Genomic DNA, 18972 nt, shown 5'->3' with positions numbered 1-18972 from the left:
ATGGACTGCGTCTTCTGCCGCATCATCGCCGGGGAGCTTCCTTCAAGGAAGGTCTACGAGGACGGGGGCTTCGTGGCCTTCCACGACATCCGGCCTAAGGCCCCAGTCCACGTCCTGGTGGTGCCCAAGGAGCACATCGCCAAGCTCTCCGACTACCCCGACGACGAGGAAGGGGAGGGGAAGCTGGGGGCCCTTTTCCGCACCGCCAACCGGGTGGCGCGGGTCTTGGGCCTAGAGGGGTACAAGCTCCAGGTGCACGTGGGGGAGAAGGGGGGGCAGGAGGTCTTCCACGTGCACGTCCACGTCATGGGTGGCTAGGCCTCCGCAGCTCCCTGGGGCTTGAGGCTGGCCTCCTCCACCCCTGCCCGCTCCACCACCTCCTCGGCGACCAGGATGGGGGCCTTGGCCCTCAGGGCCAGGGCCATGGCGTCCGAGGGGCGGGCGTCCACTTCCAGCTCAATGCCTCGGTGTTCCAGGATGAGGCGGGCGTAGAAGGTGCCCTCTTTGAGGTCGATGATCTCCACCCGGTTCAGCCTGGCCTGGAGCATCTCCATTACGGAGAGGAGGAGGTCTGGGGTGAGGGGGCGGGGGGGTTTTTCCCCCTGGAGGGCCACCATGATGTGGTGGCCCTCCAGGGGGCCGATCACGATGGGAAGAAGCTTCTCGTTTTCCGTCCTGAGCAGGACCACCACGCTGCCGTTCTGGGGGTCCACGCCCAGAGTCTCAATCTTGGCGCCCAGCATGGCTTAAGTATAGACTAGCGGCGTGAGAACCTACCCTGTGGAGATCGCTGGGGTCAAGCGCGAGCTCCCCATCGTTCAGGTGGGACCCGACGTGGCCGTGGCCCTCTTGAACCTCCTGGGCGACACCGAGCTCACCGAGGTCGCCGCGGAGGAGCTGGCCAAGCGCCTGCCCCCCGAGGCGGAAACCCTGGTCACCCCTGAGGTCAAAGCGGTTCCCTTGGCCCATGCCCTTTCCCGAATCACCGGAAAGCCCTACGTGGTGGCCCGCAAGACGGAGAAGCCCTACATGATCAACCCCATAAGCCGCCAGGTGCTCTCCATCACCACGGGCAGGCCCCAGCTTTTGGTGTTGGACGGGGCGGATCTGCCCATGGTCCGGGGAAGGAAGGTGGCCATCGTGGACGACGTGGTTTCCACGGGCTCCACCCTAGCGGGCCTTCGGGAGCTCTTGGAGAGCGTGGGGGGCCAGGTGGTGGCCGTCCTTGCCGTTTTCACCGAGGGTACCCCCCGCCAGGACGTGATCGCCCTGGGCCACCTGCCCCTTTTCAAGCCAGAGTAGGAGGGCATTGTGGAAACCTACCCTGTCAGCATTGGTGGCGTCACCCGGCACGTGCCCCTCATCGAGCCCCTTCCCGGGCGGCGCATCCCCCTGGTGGAGTTCCTGGGCGACCCTGAGCTGGTACGGGCTGCGGCCCAGGCCCTGAGTCCTCTGGTGCCCCGGGAGACCGAGCTCCTCTTCACCACCGAAACCAGCCCCATCCCCCTGACCCACGTGCTGGCCGAGGAGATGGGCCTCCCCTATGTGGTGGCCCGGAGGCGCCGCCGCCCCTACATGGAGGACCCCATCATCCAGGAGGTGGAGACCCTAACCCTGGGGGTAGGGGAGGTGCTCTGGCTGGACCGGCGCTTTGCCGAGAAGCTCCTCAACCAGAGGGTGACCCTGGTTTCCGATGTGGTTTCCAGCGGGGAGACCATGAAGGCTATGGCCAGGATGGTCCTCCGGACCGGGGGGCAGGTGGTGGCCTGCATCGCCGCCTTCAGGCAGGGCAACCCTTCCCTGGAGGTGGCCACTGTGGCCGAGCTCCCGGTTCTGTAGCCGCCCCCATCTCCGGCCCGAGAACCCGCTCCCGGGCGGCCCATGCGCCCTTGGGGCTTTGGGGGGATTCCCGGGGCTCCAGGCTCTCCGCATTGCCATGTGTAGGGGGGTTCACGGGGTGCGCCGGCGCCGGGCCTGGTGCACCCCCTCCTCCGTGGCGAGAAACCCCACGGGTACGTCCCAAGGGTCCCGGGGGAGGCGGGGGAGGAGGAGGGCCTGAGGCACCGCCCCCAGGGTCGCCGCCTCCACCGAGGCCAAGAAGCGGTCGTAGTAGCCCCGGCCGCGGCCCAAGCGGAAACCCTCCCGGTCAAAGGCCAGGCCCGGCACCAGGACCAAGTCCAGGACCTTGGGGTCCACCGCCTCCGTGGTAGGCTCCAGAAGGCCAAAGGGCCCCGGGGCCAAGGGGCCGAAGGGATGGACGGTGAGCCCTTCTCCCCCTACCTTGGGCAGGTAGTAGCGGGCGGGGTAACCCTCCACCAAGGGGGTGAGGTCCAGTTCGCAGGGTAGCGGGTGGTATAGGAGAATATTCCCGAAACCCCCCTTTCGGAGCCAGGGGAGGAGGGCTCCTAGTACCTGGGCCGCCAGGGCTTCCCGGTCCAGGGTGTGCCAGACCCCCCGGGCCCAGCGCCTGAGGGCGGGCTTGTCCACGGGGGGAGGGTACCATCCGGGGTGCTTGACACTCAAGTGGCTCAAGTGTCAGACTGGTCTAAGGGAGGGAAGGGTATGCCGGTCTACGTGTACAAGGGCTTGGAGAGCGGAAACTACTACGAGTTCGAGCAGGGCTTCCACGACGAACCCCTCAAGGCCCATCCGGAAACAGGGGAACCCCTCAAGCGGGTCATCACCCCCCCGGCCATCATCTTCAAGGGGTCGGGCTGGCACGTGAAGGACTACGCGAAAAAGGATACGGGGAAGTCGGAAGAGGGCGGGACCAAGGAGTAGTTCCCCGCCTAGGGGGCTTTCGGTCCCACCACGCGGTCCCCAGGCTCAAGGGTCAGGATCTTCTCCCGCACCTCCAGCACTCCCCGGTAGGCGGTGCCAGGGCTGAACCTTTCCCCGGGTTCCAAGCGGACCACCCGGAGCACCCATCCCTGCCCGTCCAGAAAGGCCACCACCACGGGGAAACGGTACCCCTCGGCGCTGAAGGGGGCATCCGTGGCCTGGGGGAAGAGGTGGAGGAGGGCCTCGAGGTCCTCCTCCCTCACCCCCAGGCCCCGGCTCCAGGCCTGGGGGGAGCGGGCCAGGCGGCCCCGGAGGAGGCGGGGACCTTCCGCCGTCTCCACCAGGATGCCCGTGAGGGGAGGCGGTCCCATGGGGCGCCGGGCTGCCAGGAGGTGGCCCAGCAGGGAGAAGACGGAAAGAAGGATGAGGAGGACGAAGGCCGCTAGGGGGAAGAAAGGGCTCCGCTCCACGCTCTCGGCCAAAACCTTAGGGCCTCACCCCCCACCCGGGCCCCCTCCGTGAGGCCCCGGCGGCGGAACCAGCCCTGGTTGACCTCCAGGGCCCCCTGGTAGACCACCCCGGGGTAGTAGACGGGGCAGGGGTCGGCCCGGCAGGGCTCCATGTCCAGGATGCGGAGGATCATCCCCTGGCGGTCAAAGAAGGCGATGGAGAGGGGGATCAGGGTGTTCTTCATCCAAAAGCCCCCCGCCGTGGGGGAGGGAAAGAGGAAGACCATGCCCTCGTCCTCCGCCAGGGCTGTGCGGAACATGAGGCCCTGGGCTTGGCGCTCGGGGGTGTCGGCCACCTCCACCCTGAGGAGGTGGCGCCTGCCCCCCTGCTCCACGTAGAGGGAGCTCCTGGGAAAGGTCAGGCCTTGACCTAGGGCCACAAGGGTCAGCAGGCCAAGGAGCAGGGCTTTGCGGGCCAGCCCCGCGGGGGCTAGGTTCGGGAGGCCCATAGGGCCATTATGGCAAAAGGGGCAGGAGGTGGGCCTGGATTGCCCGCGCCACCCCCTCCACCGCCTGCCTGGCATCCAGGACCACGAAGCGGTGGGGCTCCCCTTCCGCCAGCCGCAAATACCCCTCCCGCACCCTCCTGAAGAAGGGAAGGCCCGCCCGCTCCAGGCGGTCGCCCCCCCCCACCCGCCCCAAGGCCTCCTCCGGGGGGAGGTCCAAGAGGAAGGTGAGGCGAGGGGTAAGGCCCAAAGTGGCCTCCCGGGCCACCGCGAGAAGCCAGGGGAGGGGGAGGCCCCGGCCAAAGCCCTGGTAGGCCAGGCTGGAGTCCAGATAGCGGTCCGAGACCACCCAGGCCCCCGCCTCCAGGCTGGGGAGGATCACCTGGCGCACGTGCTCCGCCCGGTCGGCGCTCAGGAGGAGGTACTCCGCCTCTGGGGAGAGCTCCTTCCCCAGAAGGAGTTCCCTCACCTTGGGAAGCCCTCCGCCGGGCTCGTGGGTGAGGACCACCTTTAGGCCCCTCGCCTCTAGGAAGGCGGCGAGGAGGCGGGCCTGGGTGGACTTGCCCGCCCCGTCCAGGCCCTCGAGGGTCAGGAAGAGGCCCGCCATCTAAAGCCCCGTGGGGTGGTCCAGGAAGACCCAGGGGAGGCCGAAGCGCTCCTGGAGATGCTTTGCTAGGGCCTTGACCCCGAAGGTCTCCGTGTCGTAGTGCCCCGCGTAGATGACGTTTAATCCCCGCTCAAAGGTCTCGTGGAAGGCGGCGTGCTTGGGCTCTCCGGTGACGAAGAGGTCGGCATACACCTTGGGGAGGAGGCCCGTGCCCGAGCCCGACACGACGATGGCCGTCTCCACCCGGTCCATCCCCCCCTGGTGGACCAGGGGCTGCATCCCCGTGAGCTGGCCCAGGCGGTCGGCCACCTGGAGGAGGGGGGTGGGCAGGGGAAACCGCCCCTTTACCCCCACGTCCCAGGGCATGAGGTCCAGGAGCCCCAGCTCCCGGGCCAGGACGAAGTTGTTGCCCACCTCGGGGTGGGCGTCTAGGGGAAGGTGGGCGGCGTAGAGGCTTATGCCCCCTCGGAAAAGGAGCTCAATCCGCCTCCTGTGGTGGCCCACGATGGGGAAGGGCTTCCCCCAGAAAAGGCCGTGGTGGACCAAAAGGAAGTCCACGCCCTCCTCCAGGGCCCTTTTGAAGATGGCCTCCCCCGCGTCCACCGCCGACCCCACCTTGGTCACCACGGGCTTTCCCTCCACCTGCAGGCCGTTTAGGGAGGGGTCCTGGGGGAAGTCCCCAAGGCGCAGGTAGGCATCCAGATAGCGCACCAGCTCGTCCCGGTCCACGGGGCCAGCTTACCGGAAACCCACGCCCCTTGCGAGCGAATGACCGGTCAGTATCATGGGAGCATGGAACCCGAACTCCTCTACAAGGTTCGTTTCCTTTCCGACCTCATCCCGGGGCCCGAGGGCCTGCCCCTTTTTCTCTTGACGGACATCGTGGAGGGCGACCCGCCCCGGTACCGCTCCCGCCTCGCCCTCTTTGACGGCACCTTGCGCTTCCTCACCCAGGAGGAGGCCAAGAAGCCCCGCTACCAGGCCCCTTACGTCTACTTCCTGCGCAAGGTGGGGGAGGTGCAGGAGCTCTTCCGGTTAGACCTCCGGGGGGGCGAGGCGGAAAGGCTCACGGAGACGGCCGGGGTCCTGGACTACGCCCTGGGGCCCCAGGGCGAGGTGGCCTTCCTGGCCCTGAAGGAGGTGCCCAAACCCGGAACCCCCCGGGTCTACGAGGGCTGGCCCTTCAAGTTTGACGGCAAGGGCCTCCTTCCCGAGGGGCAGGTGGCCCTCTACCTCCTAAAGGACGGGGAGAAGCGCCTCCTCCTTTCCCGCTACCCCGCCCCCAAGGAGATGGTCTTTGCCCCTGAGGGGCTTTACCTGGTGATGCCGGAGGACCTGCAGGCCCAGATGGAGGGGCGGGACACCCTTTTCCGTCTCGAGGAGGGCGGCCTGCAGAGGATCTATGGGGGCGTGGGCCCCATCCTTGCCCTGGAGTGGAGCCCGGAAGGGCTCTTCTTCCTAGGCCATGCCTTTGAGCGGGGCGGGGGGACGGAGGCCAGGCTCCACCACCTGAGGGAGGGGGAGGCCCGGGTCCTCTTTGAGGGGAGCCTGGGGAACTCCATCAACGCGGACCTGCGCTTTGGAACCCACTTCCAGGGACCCAAGTGGGGCGGGGACGGGGTCTACATCGTGCGCACGGAAGAGGGGGAGGCCCGGCTCTACCGGGTGGGCCTGGACGGGAAGGCCGAGGCCCTTCCCACAGGGGGAAGCGTCCTGGCCTTCGCCAAGGGCGAGAGGGGCCTCTTCCTCCTCACGGAGGACTTCACCCGCCCGGCCCGGCTGGAGGGGCCCTTGGGGGTCTTGGACCCCAACGAGGGCCTCCTCCCCCTAGCTGGGCCACTTTACACCGAGTGGCCAAGCCCCGAGGGGCATAGGGTGCCGGGCTGGGTTCTCCTGCCGGAGGGGGAGGGATCCCATCCCGTGGTCCTCTACATCCACGGGGGGCCCCACACCGCCTTTGGCCGGGCCCCCATGCTGGAGTTCGCCCTCTTCCAAAAGGCGGGGTACGCTGTGGCCTTCTGCAATCCCCGGGGCTCCACGGGTTACGGCCAGGACTTCGCCCTTCTCGAAGGGGCGTGGGGCGAGAGGGACGAAAGGGACCTCCTGGGCTTCCTGGACCACGTCCTGGCCCATTTCCCCCTGGACCCGGGGAGGGTGGGGGTAGCAGGGGGCAGCTACGGGGGGTACATGACCAACTGGCTCACCGCCCGCCATCCCGAGAGGTTCCGGGCAGCGGTCACCGACCGGAGCATCTGCAACTGGTATAGCTTCTTCGGGGCCAGCGACATCGGCCCCCGCTTCACCTTCCTGGAGCTTTTCGCCAAGCCCTGGGAGCGCCCGGAAGCGCTTTGGGAGAAGAGCCCCCTGCGCCTGGTGCGCCAGGTAAAGGCCCCCACCCTGGTGATCCACGCTGAAGGGGACCACCGCTGCCCCGTAGACCAGGGGGAGACCTGGTACACCGCCCTCCTCCACCTGGGGGTGAAGACCAGGTTTTTCCGGGTGCCCGAGGAGGGGCACGAGCTCTCCCGCTCCGGCAGGCCGGACCGGCGGGTGGCCCGGCTCAGGATGTATCTGGACTGGTGGCGGGAAAACCTCTAGCCGATCCTGTGCCTTCCGCCGCACTCCGGGTTCCCAAGCTGCCCCCGGAGCAAAGGGGGTGGGCTAGGGCCGCCCTCCCGTCCTGGTAGGGCGGGGCTAGGCCTGGGTCTCGGCTACGGGTTCGGGTATAGGGCCAAAGGCCTCCTCGTACCGGGCCACGTTCTCCCCCAGGCTCCGGAGGAGGGCCTTGGCGTGCTGGGGGCTGGTGATGATGCGGCTCACCACCAGCGCCCCGCCCTGGGGCTGGAGGAGGGCAAAGTCCAGGATGAATTCGTTTTTGGTGTGGGCGATGAGGGCCAGGTTGGTGTAGCGCCCGGTGGCGGTGTCCTTGTCGATTTGGATGTCTAGCTTGATCTCGTTCATGTTAAGGCCTCCGTGATCTGGGGCAGCACCCGCTTCAAGGTGAGCCGCACCCGGCCAAGGCTCCTCACCCCGTCCAAGAGGAGGAGGAGGTGATGGCCGGGCAGGGGCACGAGGAGGAGCGCCCCCTCCGGGTACTCTACCATGACCTCCTCCGGCCCCACCTGGCCCAGGGTCTGGCCCAGGGCCTTGGCGGCACCCAAAACGGTGGCTGCCCGGGCGGAAAGGAGGCTGGACTCGGGGGCCCCCTCCTTCCGAACCTCCTCCACCACGAACCCATCCTCGCTGAGGAGGGCGGCCACGTGGACCCCTTTGGTGGCTTTGAGCGCCTCGAGGGCTTCTCGCATCCCACGCACTCCTAGAGGTTCTGCAGCCCAAGGGCGATGCGGGAGAGCTCCTGGCCGATGGCCTTCCGGTCCATCCCCCGCTCGATCACGGCCCCCAGGAGGTACTCCCCCACCTTGAGGGCCAGGACCTCGTGGTTCTCGGTCGCGAGGGTGAACCGGCGCACCTCCCCCTCCAGGGCCTCCGCCAGGGGGGCCATGTGCCGGGCCAGCGAGGCCAGCTCCGCGGCCAGGGTCTCGGCAGGGGGGGCTCCCCGGCCCAAGGCTTCTATAACCAAGCCGTCCAGGCCCGTGAGGACGGCCCGCTTTACCCCAAAGGGGGCGAGGCTTTCTAGGTAGGCCATCCCGTGACCTCCAATAGGGTGCTCCCTACCCGCGCTGCTTGGAGCCCGGCCTGGCCCAGGTGGGCCTCTGGCCTCAGGAGGAGAAGGGGGTCCTCTCCTAGCATCCGGGCATAGCCTACCACAGGGCTTCCCCCCACCAGGAGTCCTTGGGCCCTAGGGGCGCCCAGCGTCCCGGCGTAGACGGCCCGGGCGTGGCCCAAGGGGGCGGCGTGCTCGGCGGTGGCAGCCTCCAGGTCCACCCGGGGCCGTTGGGCACCTTCCACCGGGAGGCCCTCGAGGTTGCCGATGGCGTAAGACCCCTCCACCTTGTCCAAAAGCCCCTAAAGGGGGCGCTTGGCCGCGGCTTCCTTGGGCATCCTGCCCGTTTTCCCCTACCTCGGTGATGGCCTAGAGGGGCTTCCGCCCCTCTAAGGCCCGGCCCAGGGTCACCTCGTCCACGTACTCCAGGCTCCCCCCCACGGGCAGGCCGTAGGCCAGGCGGGTGGCCCTCACCCCCCGCCGCTTCAGCTCCTCGGCCAGGAAGAGCGCGGTGGCCTCCCCCTCCACGGTCATGGAGGTGGCTAGGATCACCTCCCGCACTCCCTCCAGCCTGGGCCAGAGGCCTTCCAGGTTGAGGTCCTTGGGCCCTATGCCCTCCAGGGGGTTCAGGGCTCCCCCTAGCACGTGGTAGACCCCGGAAAACTCCCCGCTCCGCTCCAGGGCGTAGAGGTCGGCCACGGTTTCCACTACTGCGAGGAGGGTGCGGTCCCGCCCTTCGTCCTGGCAGATGGGGCAGACCTCCCCTTCCGCCAGGTTGCCGCAGACCCGGCAGACCCCAATGGCCCCAAGCCCCTCCAGGGCTTCCCGAAGCCCCTCTGCCTCCTCTCTCCCGAAGACTAGGAAGAGGGCTAGCCTCTGGGCGGTCTTGGGGCCGACGCCGGGAAGGCGGGAGAGGGCCCGGGTGAGCTTGAGGAGGCTTTCGGGGTAGCGCATGGGCTAGAGGAGCTTCCCCAGCATGTCCCCCACCCCGCCCAGCTCCCGGGCCATCTCCTTTTCCGAAAGCTCGTGGGCCTTCTTCTGGGCGTCCTGGATGGCCACGAGGAGGAGGTCCTCCAGGCCCTCGAGGTCGTCCTGGAAGGTCCTTAGGGCCTCGGGCTTGAGGCGCAGGGCCAGGATCCTACCGTGGCCGTTGGCCTCCACCTCCACCAGGCCCTGGGCCGTGCCCACCACGGTCATCTTCTCTAGGCGCTCCTGGACCTCGGCGGCCTTCTTCTGGGCTTTTTGGGCCTCCTTCAAGAGCTTCTGCAGGTTCATGCTCCCTCCCCTCTGAGTATAGTGGAAGCCATGGAGCGTCCAAGAAGGCTACGTTCCCCTCTCCTGAGGCCCCTGGTGGCCGAGGTGGAGCTCTCCCCAAAGCGCCTCATCCTCCCCCTCTTTGTGAAGGAGGGTGGGGAAAGGGAAGAGGTCCCCTCCATGCCCGGGGTCTTCCGCCACCCGCTTTCGGAGATAGCCAAGGTGGGGGAGCAGGCCCTGGGGGCGGGCCTGGGCGGGGTCATCCTCTTCGGGGTGCTTCCAGAGGGGGCCAAGGACCCCCTGGGCCGCGGGGCCTACGCCGAGGAGGGGGTGGTGCAGCGGGCCATCCGCCTCCTCAAGCGGGAGGTTCCCGGGCTTTTGGTCATGGCGGACACCTGCCTCTGCGAGTACACGGACCACGGCCACTGCGGGGTGGTGCGGGAAGGCCCTTCGGGGTTTTACGTGGACAACGACGCCACCTTGGCGCTCTTGGCCAGGACCGCCCTCTCCCAGGCCCAGGCGGGGGCGGACGCCGTGGCCCCGAGCGCCATGATGGACGGCCAGGTGCGGGCCATCCGCGAGGCCTTGGACGGGGCCGGGTACGCCCACGTGCCCATCCTCTCCTACGCGGTGAAGTACGCCTCCGCCTTCTACGGCCCCTTCCGGGAGGCGGCGGGGAGCGCTCCCCAGTTCGGGGACCGCGCGGGCTACCAGATGGACCCCAGGGCGGGGCTCTGGGACGCCCTGAGGGAGGCGGCCCTGGACGACCTCGAGGGGGCCGACATCCTCATGGTCAAGCCCGCCCTGCCCTATCTGGACGTCCTGCGGGAGCTCAAGGGCCGCTTCGCCAAGCCCCTCTTCGCCTACCAGGTCTCCGGGGAGTACGCCATGCTGAAGGCGGCGGCCCTCCGGGGATGGCTGGATGAAAGGCGGGCGGTTCTGGAAAGCCTCTACGCCCTCCGCCGGGCCGGGGCCCAAGGCCTCCTCACCTACTACGCCCTGGAGGCGGCCCGCTGGTTGAGGGAGGAGCTAGGCCCTTAGGCCTGGGTGGTCCTGGGGCCTTCCTGGGGGGCGGGGATCCCCCCGGTGAGGAGGGCGTAGCCCGCGGCCAGGCTCACCATGACCCCTGCCAGGAGGAAGACCAGGGGGGCCCCTAGGACCCCTTCCAGGGCCCCTCCCAGCATGGTGCCCGTGAGCACGGCGGCGTTCATCACCGCGCTGAAGGCGGCAAAGATCCGCCCCCGCATTTCCTGGGGGGTGTTGAGCTGGAGGATGGAACGGGCCGGGACGATGAAGGCCATGTTGAGGAACCCCGCCAGGAAGAAGGCCACCAGCACCCAGGCGAAGACGGGGAAGAGTCCGATGGAGGCCTCAAAGACCCCGAAGAGGAGGAGGGCGTAGAGGAAGAGCCTTTCCCGGGGGAAGCGCCTGAGGAGGTAGGGCATGGCCAGCCCCCCCAGGATGGCCCCTAAGGCCATGGCCGCCTCCATGAAGCCAAAGCCCGCGGAGCCCACCCCGAGCCACTTGATCGCCAGGACCACCCCCAGGGCTGTTTCCACCGAGCCAAAGCAGGCGGCGACGAAGAGGGTGCCCACGGCCCGCCTTATGGTGGGGTGGCCCACGAGGTGGCCCAGGCCCTCCTTGACCCGGTCCAGGTAGCCTGCCTTGGGCAGCCGGTGCGGCCTCAAGGAGGGGAGGCCCAGGAGGAGGAGGCCCGCAACCAGATAGGTGGCCGCGTTCAGGTAAAAGGCGAAGGGCGGGCCCACCGTGGCCACCAACACCCCCGCTGCCCCTACGAAGAGGACCTCGGAGAGGCGGTCGGTGAGGAGGATCAGGCTGTTGGCCTCGTCCACCTCCTCTTTGGGCACCAGGTCCGGGACCACGGCGTTCTGGATGGGGTCGTGGAGGTTGCGAAGGAGCTCTATGGCAAAGACCAGAAGGAGAAGGGCGGGCAGGCTGTTGGCCCCAAGAAGGGGGATCAGGGCCACCAGGGGAGCGCGGAGGAGGTCGGACCAGATGAGAAGCCGCCTCCTGTCCTGGGTGTCCGCCCAGGCGGAGAGGAGGGGGGAGAAGACCACGGTGCCGAGGAGTTGCACCCCCAGGACCAGGGACACCCATAGGGCGTTTTCCGTGAGGAGGTAGACGAGGACGAGGAGGGCTACCCGGTGGACCTTGCTCCCAGCTTGGGAGACCAGATAGGAGAGGATGAGGCGGAGAAAGGGCTTGTGCCTTAGAACTTTCATAAGCCTCCTTATCCAGGATTATACCCAAAAGGAGGCCGTTAGGGTTAGGGCGTTTCCGTCACCAGGTAGGCCAGCCGCTTTCCCTCCCGGGCCAGGACCAGGGCGCCCTCCGGCAAGGGGTAGACCAGGAGGTCCCTAAGCCGCCTGGCCACCTCTCCCGCCTGGCCCACGTAGGCTCCGTCATCCCTTAGGCGCAGGAAGAGGACGGTGTTTCCCACCTTGAGGCTTAGGGGTTCTGGGGAGAGGGAGAGGAAGTGGACCTCCCCCCCCAGGGTTTCCCGGGTGGGAGAGCGGCGGCCCAGGAACCCCCTCAGGGCTTCGGCCAGGGTGTGGGCCTCCCCTTCTAGGTCCAGGGCGCGGCCTAGCTCCCGGAGGAAGGGTTCCGGGTCGTTGCCCCCCAGGCGCCTCTGGGTGAGCTCCAGGCCCTTGCGGGCGAAATCCAGGAGGGCCTCCTTGGGCGCCAAGCGGTACTTCTCAGCCAGGTGGGGGCCAAAGGCCTCGGGCCGGAACTCCCCCTTGAGCCTGGAGGAGAGGGCGCGGAGGAGGCGGAGGTAGGCGTAGTCCTTCTTTGGCGAGAGGAGCAGGGTCAGGACCCGCCCCTCGGAGAGGAGCTCGTAGAGCCTGAGGCTGCTTCGCGTTTCCAGCCTCAGGTGGAGAAGCTCCCCTTCCCGTACCGCCCAGACCTCGAGGTCCTCCCAGGGAAGGACCAAGGTCTCCTCCAGGAGGTGATCCTCCCCGAAGAGGCCCAGGTGCCACGTTCCTTCCACCTGGCTCAGGGTGAGGACTAGGGGGCCCAGCTGGATGCGGCCTGGAGCCAGGCGCAGGGTGGCCAGGTTTTCCCGCACCTCTCTGGGCGGGGGCATCTCGGGCCAAGGGGTTTCCCCCTGGGGGGTAGGAAGGAGGTTGAGAAGGGCCAGGACCTTCTCCCCCGCCACCCGGAAGCGGCGCTTCTCCTCCTCCAAAAGGAGCTCCCGCCGCCTCTCCTCCTGGGCTTCTTTCCTCAGGCGCTCTTCCAGGCGGGCTATCTCCTTTTCGCTAGCCCCCAAGTGTCTGGCCTCCTCCAGGGCCCGCCTTAGGGCCAGGAGGTCCCGCTTGGGAGGGAGGCCGTAGGCCTCTTCCCAATCCAAGAGGCGGTTCAGGAAGCGGCGCACGTAGCTTTTGGTCTCCTCGGGAGGGAGAGGGAGGTCCTGGGGGATGCGGAAGGCGGTTTCCAGGTACTCCAGGAGAAGGGCTTCCGCCACCTTGGGGTCTTCCAGGTCCATGAGGCTTTCCGAGAGGGGGGGGATGGGGTAGGTGGGGGCGAAGCGGGAGAGGTTGTAGTCCCGCTCAAACCCTTCCTTTTCCTGGTACTCTAGGTAGTTTTGCAAGAAGGCGTGGATGAGGCGGAGCTCCTCCCTCCGGCCCACGAGGAGGTCCCTGGCCCGGGCCTTGACCTCTCGGGCGGCGAAGAGACGCCAGACCCGGAAGGCGAGGAGGCGTAGGGCTTCCTGGCCTTGGGCCTCCTCGGAGGGTGCCGGCTCCTCGGGGAGGAGGGTGGGGAGGTCCAGGGGGGTTGGCTCCCCCCCGGCTTTCCCTCCCCTTAGGGCCCGGAAGCGGGCATCCGCCTGGCGGAAGCGCTTGGCCAAGGGCCCCGGGAGCCGGACCTGGACCAGGAGGGTCCGGAGCTCCAGGAGGGCCCTCTTCCCTCCCTTAGGGACACGGCCTTGGGCCAGGTCCTCCACCCGGTACTCATAGAGGTCCACCAGGTCCGAGAGGCGCTCCACGCTCCCATCCTATACAATGGGGCCAATGCGCCTCGCCCCCCGGTTCCAGGTGGCCGCTGTCTCCCACGTGGGCCGCCGCCGGAACAACGAAGACTTCCACCGGGTGCTCCGCCTTGATGTGCCCCCGGGAAACCTTTTCCTCTTGGCGGTGGCCGATGGCATGGGGGGGATGGAGGCGGGGGAATGGGCCAGCAAGGTGGCCATTGAGGCCCTCTCTGAGGCGGCCAAGGCCTATGCGGAATACCTCAGGGTCGGGCGCCCCGCTGTGGGCCTGAAGCGGGTCATGGAGAAGGCCTTGGCCCTGGCCCAGAGGCGGGTGGAGCAGGAGGCGAAGAAACCGGGGAGGCGAGGGATGGGCAGCACCCTAACCGCTTTGCTCTATGGGGACTGGCTCAAGGAGGGGGTGGTGGGGCACATCGGCGACTCCCGGGCCTACCTCTTCGGTCCCGGGGGCCTCCGCCGCCTCACCGAGGACCACTCCTGGGTAGCGGAGCGCCTTAGGGAGGGCGTCTTGACCAAGACTGAGGCGGAGCACCACCCCTACCGCAACGTCCTCACCCGGGCCCTGGGCCTCCCCGAGGCTCGCTTTGACCTTCTGGAGGTGCGCCTTCCCCCCGGGGAGGGGGTGCTTCTGGTCACCGATGGGCTTTACGGCCTGGTCCCGGAGGAGGAGTGGCGTCTAGGCAGGGACCTCCAGGGGAGCTTGGAGGCCTTGGTGGCGGAGGCCTTGCGCCGTGGCGGGGACGACAACGTGACCGCCGTGGCCTTGAGGGCAGAGTGATGGTCTCCCTTCTCGCCCTGCTTCTGGTCCTCCTTACCGCCCTTTTGGCGGTTCGCCTTGGCCCTTGGCCCATTTTCTTTCTCCTCGCCCTCCTCGCCGGGGCGGGGGTGGCCTTGGGGGTGGGATTGGAGGCGGTTTTCCCCTGGCTTCTCCTCCTCCTAGGGGTCCTGGTGGCTCCCCGGGTCTACCTAGGTCCCAGGCGCCGGGAGAGAAGGCGGAAGGTATCCAAGGAGAGGCGTCCCACCCGGGCCAAGACCACGGAGGAGGTGGAGAGCCTCTCCCAGCGTTACGAGATCCTGGAGAAGGTGGGGGTGGGGGGGATGGCCACCGTGTACAAGGCCAAGGACAAGAAGACGGGCCGCTTGGTGGCCCTGAAGGTGCCCCAGGAGCGGTTTGTGGGCGACCCCCGCTTCGTGCGCCGCTTCCACCGGGAGGCGGAGGTCCTTTCCCGGATGGACCACCCCAACATCGTCAAGGTCTACGACCACGGCCAGGTGGACGGGGTTCACTTCATCGCCATGGAGTTTCTGGAGGGGGAGGGCCTGGACAAGCTCATTGAGGAGCGGCGCCTGAGCCTGGGGCAGACCGCGGCCATCCTGGCCCGGGTAGCGGAGGCCCTCAGGCACATCCACGCCCAGGGCATCGTCCACCGGGACATCAAGCCGGGGAACATCATGGTCCTAAGGGGGGCCCTGCGGGAGGACGGGGTGGACCCCAGGGGGGTGCGCCTCATGGACTTCGGCATCGCCGCGGGCAAGGTGCTCACCCGCCTCACCATCACCGGGGCCAGGATTGGCACCCCCGTCTACATGAGCCCGGAGCAGGCCAAGGGGCAGAAGCTGGACCACCGCTCGGACATCTACTCCTTGGGCATCGTCCTCTACGAGGCCCTGACCGGCCAGCCCCCCTTCACCGGGGGGTATGAGACCGTGATCCACCAGCAGATCTTCCAGGTCCCCACCCCTCCCAAGCAGCTCAGGCCGGAGATCCCCCAGGGCCTTTCCGACCTGGTCCTCAGGATGCTGGAAAAGGACCCCGGCAAGCGCCCCAGCCTGGAGGAGGTGATCCGGGGCCTCGAGGGCCCCTGGGAGGAGGAGAAGGGCCTGCCCCACCCCCACTACCTCACGGTGGGGGTGGAGGCCAAGAAGGGTTCCGTGCGCCTTCTGGACCTGGAGGGCATCCCTGCCCGGCTCCTCTCCGGCATCGGCTCCGCCCCGGGCCAGTTTCCCGCCCCGCCCCTCTCCGTGGCCGCCGATGGGGAAGGGGGTATCTGGGTCTCGGTCTTTGAGCACGGGGCCAGGCTCCTCCACCGCTTCTCCCCCGAGGGGGAGCTCCTCCTTTCCACGGGGCCCTATGGGATGAAGCCGGGGGAGTTTCTCTTCCCCTTAGGCCTGGCGGTGAACGATGGCATCCTCTTCGTCCTGGACGGGGAGACGGCCACCATCAGCCTTCTGGACCTCGAGGGGCGGTACCAGGGGCGCTTCGGGGGCCAGGGGCCCGGCCGAGGCACCTTCCAAGACCCCAAGGCCCTGGTGGCCTCCGGTGGGTTCCTCTTCGTCCTGGACTACGGCAACCGCCAGGTGCAGAGGCTTTCCCTGGAAGGGCGGTACCTCTCCCGCTACGCCTTCCGGCGCTCCAAAGAAAGCGAGGAGCTTAGGCTCCTCGGCGGGGTGGGGGTGGAGGGGGAGAGGCTTTACCTCTACGACGTGGAGGCGGGCAAGGTGCGGGCCTTGGACCTCTCCGGGACCCTTCTGGCCTCCTTTGCCCTGCCCCTTCTGGAGGGGGAGGACCGCATGAGCCTGGTGGAGCTTTTGCCCTTTTCCGGCATCCTCTATGCGGTCCGGCGGGGGTCTAGCCGCATCCACCGCATCAACCTGGAGACGGGGGAGGCCCTTGCCCCCTTGGAGGCCTACGCCCCGGTGCGGGCCCTTTCCCTTTGGCAGAACCCGTCATGAGGATCCTTCTGGTGGAAGATGACCCCGGGGTGCGGGAGGCCCTAGAGCTTGGCCTCTCCCTGGAGGGTCACGAGGTGGAGGCCACGGAAAGCCCCAAGGAGGCCCTGGCCCACCTCCCCTGGGCGGAAGCCGTGGTCCTGGACGTCCTCCTGCCCGAAGGGGACGGGTTTGCCCTCCTTAAGGAGATAAGGGCCCGCTCGGAGGTGCCCGTCCTCATGCTGACCGCCCTGGACGCTGTGGAGTGGCGGGTGAAGGGGCTAAGGGAGGGGGCGGACGACTACCTGGTGAAGCCCTATAGCCTCCCGGAGCTTCTGGCCCGCCTCGAGACCCTCCACCGCCGAACCCGGCGCAAGGCGGAGGTCCTGGCCTACAAGGACCTCCGCCTCTACCCCAGGCGCATGGAGGCCTTCCGGGGGGAGAGGCGCCTTAGCCTTTCCCCTAAGGCCTTCCTCCTCCTCAAGGCCTTTTTGGAGTCCCCGGAGGAGGTGGTCCCCAAGGAGGCCCTGATGGTTAGGGTCTGGGGGGTGCCCGTGGAGCCCGCCACCCTGGAGGTCCACCTCTCCCTCCTCCGGAAGGCCTTGGGGGAGCCCAACCCCATCCAGACGGTGCGCGGCTATGGCTACCGCCTTTTTCTCCCTTAGGGGGAGGCTCTTCGCCCTCCTCCTTCTTTCCCTCCTCCTCCTCCTCGTCCCCTTGGCCTTCACCTCCGTGAAGGAGGCGGAAAAGGCGGCGGCGGAAGACCTAAAGCGGGCCCTCTTTACCCGGCTCTTCCTCCTTGGGGAGGAGGCTCCCGAGGAAGAGGAAGCCCTCCTTTTGGAGCTCTTTCGCCTGGGCCAGACCTTCGGGGGCGGGGTAGGCTTCTTGGTCCGGGGGGAGGAGGCCCGCTTCACCCAGGTGGAGGCCTGGCCCCTGTCCGACGCTCTCTTTGCCGCCATCAAGGAGGGGCGGCCCTACCAGGAGGTGTGGCGGGGGGCCCTTTACGTGGCCCTGCCCAGGGAAGGCCTGGGCTTTGGCCTCGCCGTGCCCCTGGAAGGGGTTTCCCGGCTGGGGGAGAGGCTTCTTTTCCGCTACGCCGCCTTTGGCGGGGGGCTTTTCCTCCTGGTCCTCCTCCTGGCCTACCTGGCCCTGGCCTGGGCCCTGCGGCCTCTCGCCCGCCTCGAGGGCCTCCTCAGGGTTCGCTCCCCCGAGGACCTGAGGCCCCTGCCCGAGCCTCCCCTGATGGAGCTCCGCCCCGTGGTGGGAGCCCTGAACGCCCTCTTCGCCCGGGTGGCCGGTCTCCTTAGGGAGCTTTCCGAAAAGGAGGCCCTGGCCCGCCGCTTCGCCCAACACGCCTCCCACGAGCTCCGCACCCCCCTCGCCGCCCTCAAGGGCTACCTGGAGGTCTTGAGGCGGAAGCCCGAGCCCCGGGCCCTGGAGGGGGCCCTCAGGGAGGCGGCCCGCTTGGAGGCCAGGCTTTCCGGGCTTCTCCGCCTTTCCCAGCTGGAATCCGCTTCCTCCAGCCCCAAGCCCCTGGACCTAAGGGCCTTTCTGGCGGAGATGGGGGTGGAGGCGGAGGGGGAGGGGAGGGCCCTGGCGGACCCGGAGCTCTTAGCCCTGGCGGTGGAGAACGTTCTGGAAAACGCCCGCCGCCACGGAAAGCCTCCCGTCCGGGCCTTTCTGGAGAGGGAGGGAGGGGGGGTCTGGCTCTGGCTTGTGGACTCGGGCCCCGGCTTCCCGGAAAGCCTCCTCCCCTGGGCGCTGGAGCCCTTTGCCCACGGCGGGAAGGGGACGGGACTGGGCCTGGCCCTGGTGGCCGCGGTGGCCCGCCTCCACGGGGGAAAGGCCAGGGCGGAGAACCGGGGCGGGGCGGCGGTGGGGCTTTTCCTGCCTTTGGCCTCCCTTAAGGTTTCCCCCGGTGCGCCCTTTGGGGAAGGGGGCTAGCCTGGGCCCTGGAGGTGATGGGGATGAAGAAGGCGCTTTTCGGGACGCTCGTCTTAGCGGCAGGCCTCTCCCTGGCCCAGGGCGTGGACTACCGGCAGGCGGCCCTGGCGGCTGCGGCCCTGGCCCGGCTTCAGGCCTTGGCCCAGGCCGCCACGGGGGAGGAGAGGCTTCTCGCTTGGGCCCAGGAGGTGAAGGCCCGGGCGGAGGGGAGCTACGAAGCCAGGGCCTACTTCCGGGCCTTCCGGGAGGCTCAGGCCGCCCTCTACCTCTTCCGGGCGGCCCAAGGGGAACCCAGGGTCCAGGTCCCCGCCAGGCCTGGGCCCCAGATGGGGCTTGGCCAGGGGTTCGTTCCCGAGCGTCCCCGGGGTTGGAGGGACCAGGGTGCTCGCCGCAGGGGGGCGGCCGACCCCGTTCTCCGCCTGAGGGAGCGGGCCCAGGCCAGGGTGGACCGGGCGGAGAGGGAACTGGACTACTACCGCGGCCAGGACCCCCTGGTGAGGGGCCTCATCCTGGAGGCCAGGAACAGGCTTGGGGCGGAGCCTGGGCGGGCCCTTCTCCTTTCCCAGGCGGCCTTGGCCCTGATCTCCGCGGAGCGCGGGTTCTAGGTGAAGAGGGCGGGACCCCTCCTCCTCTTTCTCCTGAGCATGGCCTTGGGGGAGGGGTCCGTGCCTAGGGCGGAGGCGGCGCTCTTGGGGTGCCTTCAGGTCCTCCGGGGCCTCGAGGTCCTGGGCCTCTACCGGGAGGAGGGGGCCACCTTGGTCCTCCTGGGCCGGGAAAGGCCCCTGCTCCTCGTCGCCCTAGAGCGGGGAAGGCCCATGCCCCATCTGGGGCCGCCCCGGGGAAGGCCCCTGGCCAGGCGCCCCTTGCCTTTCCTGAGGGAGCTTTCCCTGGCCCGGCGGGTGGTGGTCCTCCCCGGGGAGTACCGCTGCTTCGTCCTCCACCGGGCCCGGGTGGTGGGGGTGATCCGGCTTTCGGAGGACCTGGAGCCCATCCCCCTGGACCTGCCCCTAGAGGCCCTTCCCAAGTAGCCCTGGCCCACGGGAGGCGTA

Annotated in this window: 26 protein-coding genes; 12 read left to right on the top strand and 14 right to left on the bottom strand. The window is 68.5% G+C overall.

The features are described 5' to 3' along the window. The gene (locus ATI37_RS05400; RefSeq protein ID WP_117237461.1) at positions 1 to 318 is read left to right on the top strand and encodes a histidine triad nucleotide-binding protein; all 318 of its coding nucleotides are present in this window, start codon (positions 1 to 3) and stop codon (positions 316 to 318) included. Here the strand turns inward: ATI37_RS05400 and ATI37_RS05395 are convergent. Further along, positions 315 to 743 carry a bifunctional nuclease family protein gene (locus ATI37_RS05395; protein WP_117237460.1) on the bottom strand — a complete coding sequence of 143 codons (429 nt, stop codon included), beginning with the start codon at positions 741 to 743 and terminating at the stop codon, positions 315 to 317. The two genes, ATI37_RS05400 and ATI37_RS05395, sit on opposite strands and share 4 nt — an antisense overlap. Before the next feature lie 22 nt (positions 744 to 765). On the opposite strand from ATI37_RS05395, the gene ATI37_RS05390 reads away from it, so the two are divergent. Both ATI37_RS05390 and ATI37_RS05385 read left to right on the top strand, forming a co-directional pair. Next, a complete protein-coding gene (locus ATI37_RS05390; protein ID WP_117237459.1) occupies positions 766 to 1302 on the top strand; it encodes a phosphoribosyltransferase family protein in 537 nt (178 codons plus the stop codon). A gap of 9 nt (positions 1303 to 1311) precedes the next feature. Next, positions 1312 to 1839, top strand: coding sequence for a type I phosphoribosyltransferase (locus ATI37_RS05385; protein WP_117237458.1), 528 nt, complete (start codon positions 1312 to 1314; stop codon positions 1837 to 1839). Positions 1840 to 1950: 111 nt separating this feature from the next. On the opposite strand, the gene ATI37_RS05380 is transcribed toward ATI37_RS05385, so the two are convergent. Then, entirely contained in the window at positions 1951 to 2487 is a 537-nt protein-coding gene (locus tag ATI37_RS05380; RefSeq protein ID WP_117237457.1) for a 5-formyltetrahydrofolate cyclo-ligase, read from the bottom strand. Positions 2488 to 2562: 75 nt separating this feature from the next. Between ATI37_RS05380 and ATI37_RS05375 the strand changes: the two genes are divergently transcribed. Beyond that, complete coding sequence (locus ATI37_RS05375; RefSeq protein ID WP_117237456.1) at positions 2563 to 2781, top strand: FmdB family zinc ribbon protein; 219 nt, start codon at positions 2563 to 2565, stop codon at positions 2779 to 2781. Positions 2782 to 2789: 8 nt separating this feature from the next. On the opposite strand, the gene ATI37_RS05370 is transcribed toward ATI37_RS05375, so the two are convergent. Genes ATI37_RS05370 through ATI37_RS05355 form a run of 4 tightly spaced genes read right to left on the bottom strand, consistent with a single transcriptional unit; the run spans position 2790 to position 5072 of the window. Beyond that, positions 2790 to 3251: a DUF192 domain-containing protein gene (locus tag ATI37_RS05370; RefSeq protein WP_117237455.1), complete on the bottom strand. Its 462-nt coding sequence runs from the start codon at positions 3249 to 3251 to the stop codon at positions 2790 to 2792. Beyond that, positions 3224 to 3739 (bottom strand): DUF192 domain-containing protein, encoded by a 516-nt coding sequence (locus tag ATI37_RS05365; RefSeq protein ID WP_117237454.1) that lies wholly within the window; start codon positions 3737 to 3739, stop codon positions 3224 to 3226. Before ATI37_RS05365 ends, ATI37_RS05370 begins: the two co-directional genes overlap by 28 nt. Before the next feature lie 7 nt (positions 3740 to 3746). Next, positions 3747 to 4343: a dTMP kinase gene (gene tmk, locus ATI37_RS05360; protein WP_117237453.1), complete on the bottom strand. Its 597-nt coding sequence runs from the start codon at positions 4341 to 4343 to the stop codon at positions 3747 to 3749. Further along, positions 4344 to 5072 (bottom strand): Nif3-like dinuclear metal center hexameric protein, encoded by a 729-nt coding sequence (locus ATI37_RS05355; protein WP_117237452.1) that lies wholly within the window; start codon positions 5070 to 5072, stop codon positions 4344 to 4346. Between the two features lie 63 nt (positions 5073 to 5135). Here ATI37_RS05355 and ATI37_RS05350 point away from each other — a divergent pair, with 63 nt between their 5' ends. Beyond that, positions 5136 to 6941 (top strand): S9 family peptidase, encoded by a 1806-nt coding sequence (locus tag ATI37_RS05350; protein WP_117237451.1) that lies wholly within the window; start codon positions 5136 to 5138, stop codon positions 6939 to 6941. A 96-nt stretch (positions 6942 to 7037) separates the two neighbouring features. Here ATI37_RS05350 and ATI37_RS05345 read toward each other — a convergent pair whose 3' ends face one another. From ATI37_RS05345 to ATI37_RS05320, 6 genes are all read right to left on the bottom strand, one after another. Beyond that, positions 7038 to 7304, bottom strand: a complete 267-nt coding sequence (locus tag ATI37_RS05345; protein WP_117237450.1) for a DUF3467 domain-containing protein — start codon at positions 7302 to 7304, stop codon at positions 7038 to 7040. Next, positions 7301 to 7648 (bottom strand): roadblock/LC7 domain-containing protein, encoded by a 348-nt coding sequence (locus tag ATI37_RS05340; RefSeq protein WP_117237449.1) that lies wholly within the window; start codon positions 7646 to 7648, stop codon positions 7301 to 7303. The genes ATI37_RS05345 and ATI37_RS05340 overlap by 4 nt, the downstream gene beginning before the upstream one ends. 11 nt (positions 7649 to 7659) lie before the next feature. After that, on the bottom strand, positions 7660 to 7989 hold the full coding sequence (locus tag ATI37_RS05335; RefSeq protein WP_117237448.1) for a roadblock/LC7 domain-containing protein: 330 nt from the start codon (positions 7987 to 7989) through the stop codon (positions 7660 to 7662). After that, the gene (locus ATI37_RS05330) at positions 7977 to 8303 is read right to left on the bottom strand and encodes a hypothetical protein (RefSeq protein ID WP_117237447.1); all 327 of its coding nucleotides are present in this window, start codon (positions 8301 to 8303) and stop codon (positions 7977 to 7979) included. The genes ATI37_RS05335 and ATI37_RS05330 overlap by 13 nt, the downstream gene beginning before the upstream one ends. Positions 8304 to 8376: 73 nt before the next feature. After that, positions 8377 to 8961 (bottom strand): recombination mediator RecR, encoded by a 585-nt coding sequence (gene recR, locus ATI37_RS05325; RefSeq protein ID WP_117237446.1) that lies wholly within the window; start codon positions 8959 to 8961, stop codon positions 8377 to 8379. Positions 8962 to 8964: 3 nt separating this feature from the next. Next, positions 8965 to 9282, bottom strand: coding sequence for a YbaB/EbfC family nucleoid-associated protein (locus ATI37_RS05320; RefSeq protein WP_117237445.1), 318 nt, complete (start codon positions 9280 to 9282; stop codon positions 8965 to 8967). A gap of 30 nt (positions 9283 to 9312) precedes the next feature. On the opposite strand from ATI37_RS05320, the gene hemB reads away from it, so the two are divergent. Beyond that, positions 9313 to 10302: a porphobilinogen synthase gene (gene hemB / locus ATI37_RS05315; protein WP_117237444.1), complete on the top strand. Its 990-nt coding sequence runs from the start codon at positions 9313 to 9315 to the stop codon at positions 10300 to 10302. Here hemB and ATI37_RS05310 read toward each other — a convergent pair. After that, positions 10299 to 11504 (bottom strand): MFS transporter, encoded by a 1206-nt coding sequence (locus ATI37_RS05310; protein WP_117237443.1) that lies wholly within the window; start codon positions 11502 to 11504, stop codon positions 10299 to 10301. The genes hemB and ATI37_RS05310 overlap by 4 nt on opposite strands. Positions 11505 to 11548: 44 nt before the next feature. After that, a complete protein-coding gene (locus tag ATI37_RS05305) occupies positions 11549 to 13267 on the bottom strand; it encodes a hypothetical protein (RefSeq protein WP_117237442.1) in 1719 nt (572 codons plus the stop codon). Positions 13268 to 13292: 25 nt separating this feature from the next. On the opposite strand from ATI37_RS05305, the gene ATI37_RS05300 reads away from it, so the two are divergent. From ATI37_RS05300 to ATI37_RS05275, 6 genes are read left to right on the top strand one after another with little or no spacing between them, the layout of a single operon-like run. After that, positions 13293 to 14048 carry a PP2C family protein-serine/threonine phosphatase gene (locus ATI37_RS05300; protein WP_198665511.1) on the top strand — a complete coding sequence of 252 codons (756 nt, stop codon included), beginning with the start codon at positions 13293 to 13295 and terminating at the stop codon, positions 14046 to 14048. Further along, complete coding sequence (locus tag ATI37_RS05295) at positions 14048 to 16003, top strand: protein kinase domain-containing protein (protein ID WP_117237440.1); 1956 nt, start codon at positions 14048 to 14050, stop codon at positions 16001 to 16003. The genes ATI37_RS05300 and ATI37_RS05295 overlap by 1 nt, the downstream gene beginning before the upstream one ends. Continuing rightward, a complete protein-coding gene (locus ATI37_RS05290; protein WP_117238524.1) occupies positions 16000 to 16644 on the top strand; it encodes a response regulator transcription factor in 645 nt (214 codons plus the stop codon). The genes ATI37_RS05295 and ATI37_RS05290 overlap by 4 nt, the downstream gene beginning before the upstream one ends. After that, complete coding sequence (locus tag ATI37_RS05285; RefSeq protein WP_117237439.1) at positions 16619 to 17923, top strand: sensor histidine kinase; 1305 nt, start codon at positions 16619 to 16621, stop codon at positions 17921 to 17923. The genes ATI37_RS05290 and ATI37_RS05285 overlap by 26 nt, the downstream gene beginning before the upstream one ends. Before the next feature lie 23 nt (positions 17924 to 17946). Further along, positions 17947 to 18528 (top strand): hypothetical protein, encoded by a 582-nt coding sequence (locus ATI37_RS05280; protein ID WP_117238523.1) that lies wholly within the window; start codon positions 17947 to 17949, stop codon positions 18526 to 18528. Then, complete coding sequence (locus ATI37_RS05275; protein ID WP_117237438.1) at positions 18529 to 18951, top strand: hypothetical protein; 423 nt, start codon at positions 18529 to 18531, stop codon at positions 18949 to 18951. It begins immediately after the preceding gene. Positions 18952 to 18972 lie beyond the last annotated feature (21 nt).

Source organism: Thermus sediminis (genome assembly GCF_003426945.1).
GTDB classification, from domain to species: domain Bacteria; phylum Deinococcota; class Deinococci; order Deinococcales; family Thermaceae; genus Thermus; species Thermus sediminis.
The sequence above is the reverse complement of the archived record's forward strand: the minus strand, read 5'-3'. Positions and strand labels throughout refer to the sequence as shown.

Excerpts from the sequence above, each read along its gene's own strand:
- ATI37_RS05365 (WP_117237454.1), bottom strand. The coding sequence starts at position 3,739 with ATGGGCCTCCCGAACCTAGCCCCCGCGGGGCTGGCCCGCAAAGCCCTG.
- ATI37_RS05280 (WP_117238523.1), top strand. The coding sequence starts at position 17,947 with ATGAAGAAGGCGCTTTTCGGGACGCTCGTCTTAGCGGCAGGCCTCTCC.
- ATI37_RS05345 (WP_117237450.1), bottom strand. The coding sequence starts at position 7,304 with ATGAACGAGATCAAGCTAGACATCCAAATCGACAAGGACACCGCCACC.
- ATI37_RS05300 (WP_198665511.1), top strand. The coding sequence starts at position 13,293 with ATGCGCCTCGCCCCCCGGTTCCAGGTGGCCGCTGTCTCCCACGTGGGC.
- ATI37_RS05400 (WP_117237461.1), top strand. The coding sequence starts at position 1 with ATGGACTGCGTCTTCTGCCGCATCATCGCCGGGGAGCTTCCTTCAAGG.
- hemB (WP_117237444.1), top strand. The coding sequence starts at position 9,313 with ATGGAGCGTCCAAGAAGGCTACGTTCCCCTCTCCTGAGGCCCCTGGTG.
- ATI37_RS05375 (WP_117237456.1), top strand. The coding sequence starts at position 2,563 with ATGCCGGTCTACGTGTACAAGGGCTTGGAGAGCGGAAACTACTACGAG.
- ATI37_RS05340 (WP_117237449.1), bottom strand. The coding sequence starts at position 7,648 with ATGCGAGAAGCCCTCGAGGCGCTCAAAGCCACCAAAGGGGTCCACGTG.
- ATI37_RS05335 (WP_117237448.1), bottom strand. The coding sequence starts at position 7,989 with ATGGCCTACCTAGAAAGCCTCGCCCCCTTTGGGGTAAAGCGGGCCGTC.
- ATI37_RS05290 (WP_117238524.1), top strand. The coding sequence starts at position 16,000 with ATGAGGATCCTTCTGGTGGAAGATGACCCCGGGGTGCGGGAGGCCCTA.
- ATI37_RS05350 (WP_117237451.1), top strand. The coding sequence starts at position 5,136 with ATGGAACCCGAACTCCTCTACAAGGTTCGTTTCCTTTCCGACCTCATC.
- ATI37_RS05310 (WP_117237443.1), bottom strand. The coding sequence starts at position 11,504 with ATGAAAGTTCTAAGGCACAAGCCCTTTCTCCGCCTCATCCTCTCCTAT.
- ATI37_RS05395 (WP_117237460.1), bottom strand. The coding sequence starts at position 743 with ATGCTGGGCGCCAAGATTGAGACTCTGGGCGTGGACCCCCAGAACGGC.
- ATI37_RS05320 (WP_117237445.1), bottom strand. The coding sequence starts at position 9,282 with ATGAACCTGCAGAAGCTCTTGAAGGAGGCCCAAAAAGCCCAGAAGAAG.
- recR (WP_117237446.1), bottom strand. The coding sequence starts at position 8,961 with ATGCGCTACCCCGAAAGCCTCCTCAAGCTCACCCGGGCCCTCTCCCGC.
- ATI37_RS05295 (WP_117237440.1), top strand. The coding sequence starts at position 14,048 with ATGGTCTCCCTTCTCGCCCTGCTTCTGGTCCTCCTTACCGCCCTTTTG.
- ATI37_RS05285 (WP_117237439.1), top strand. The coding sequence starts at position 16,619 with ATGGCTACCGCCTTTTTCTCCCTTAGGGGGAGGCTCTTCGCCCTCCTC.
- tmk (WP_117237453.1), bottom strand. The coding sequence starts at position 4,343 with ATGGCGGGCCTCTTCCTGACCCTCGAGGGCCTGGACGGGGCGGGCAAG.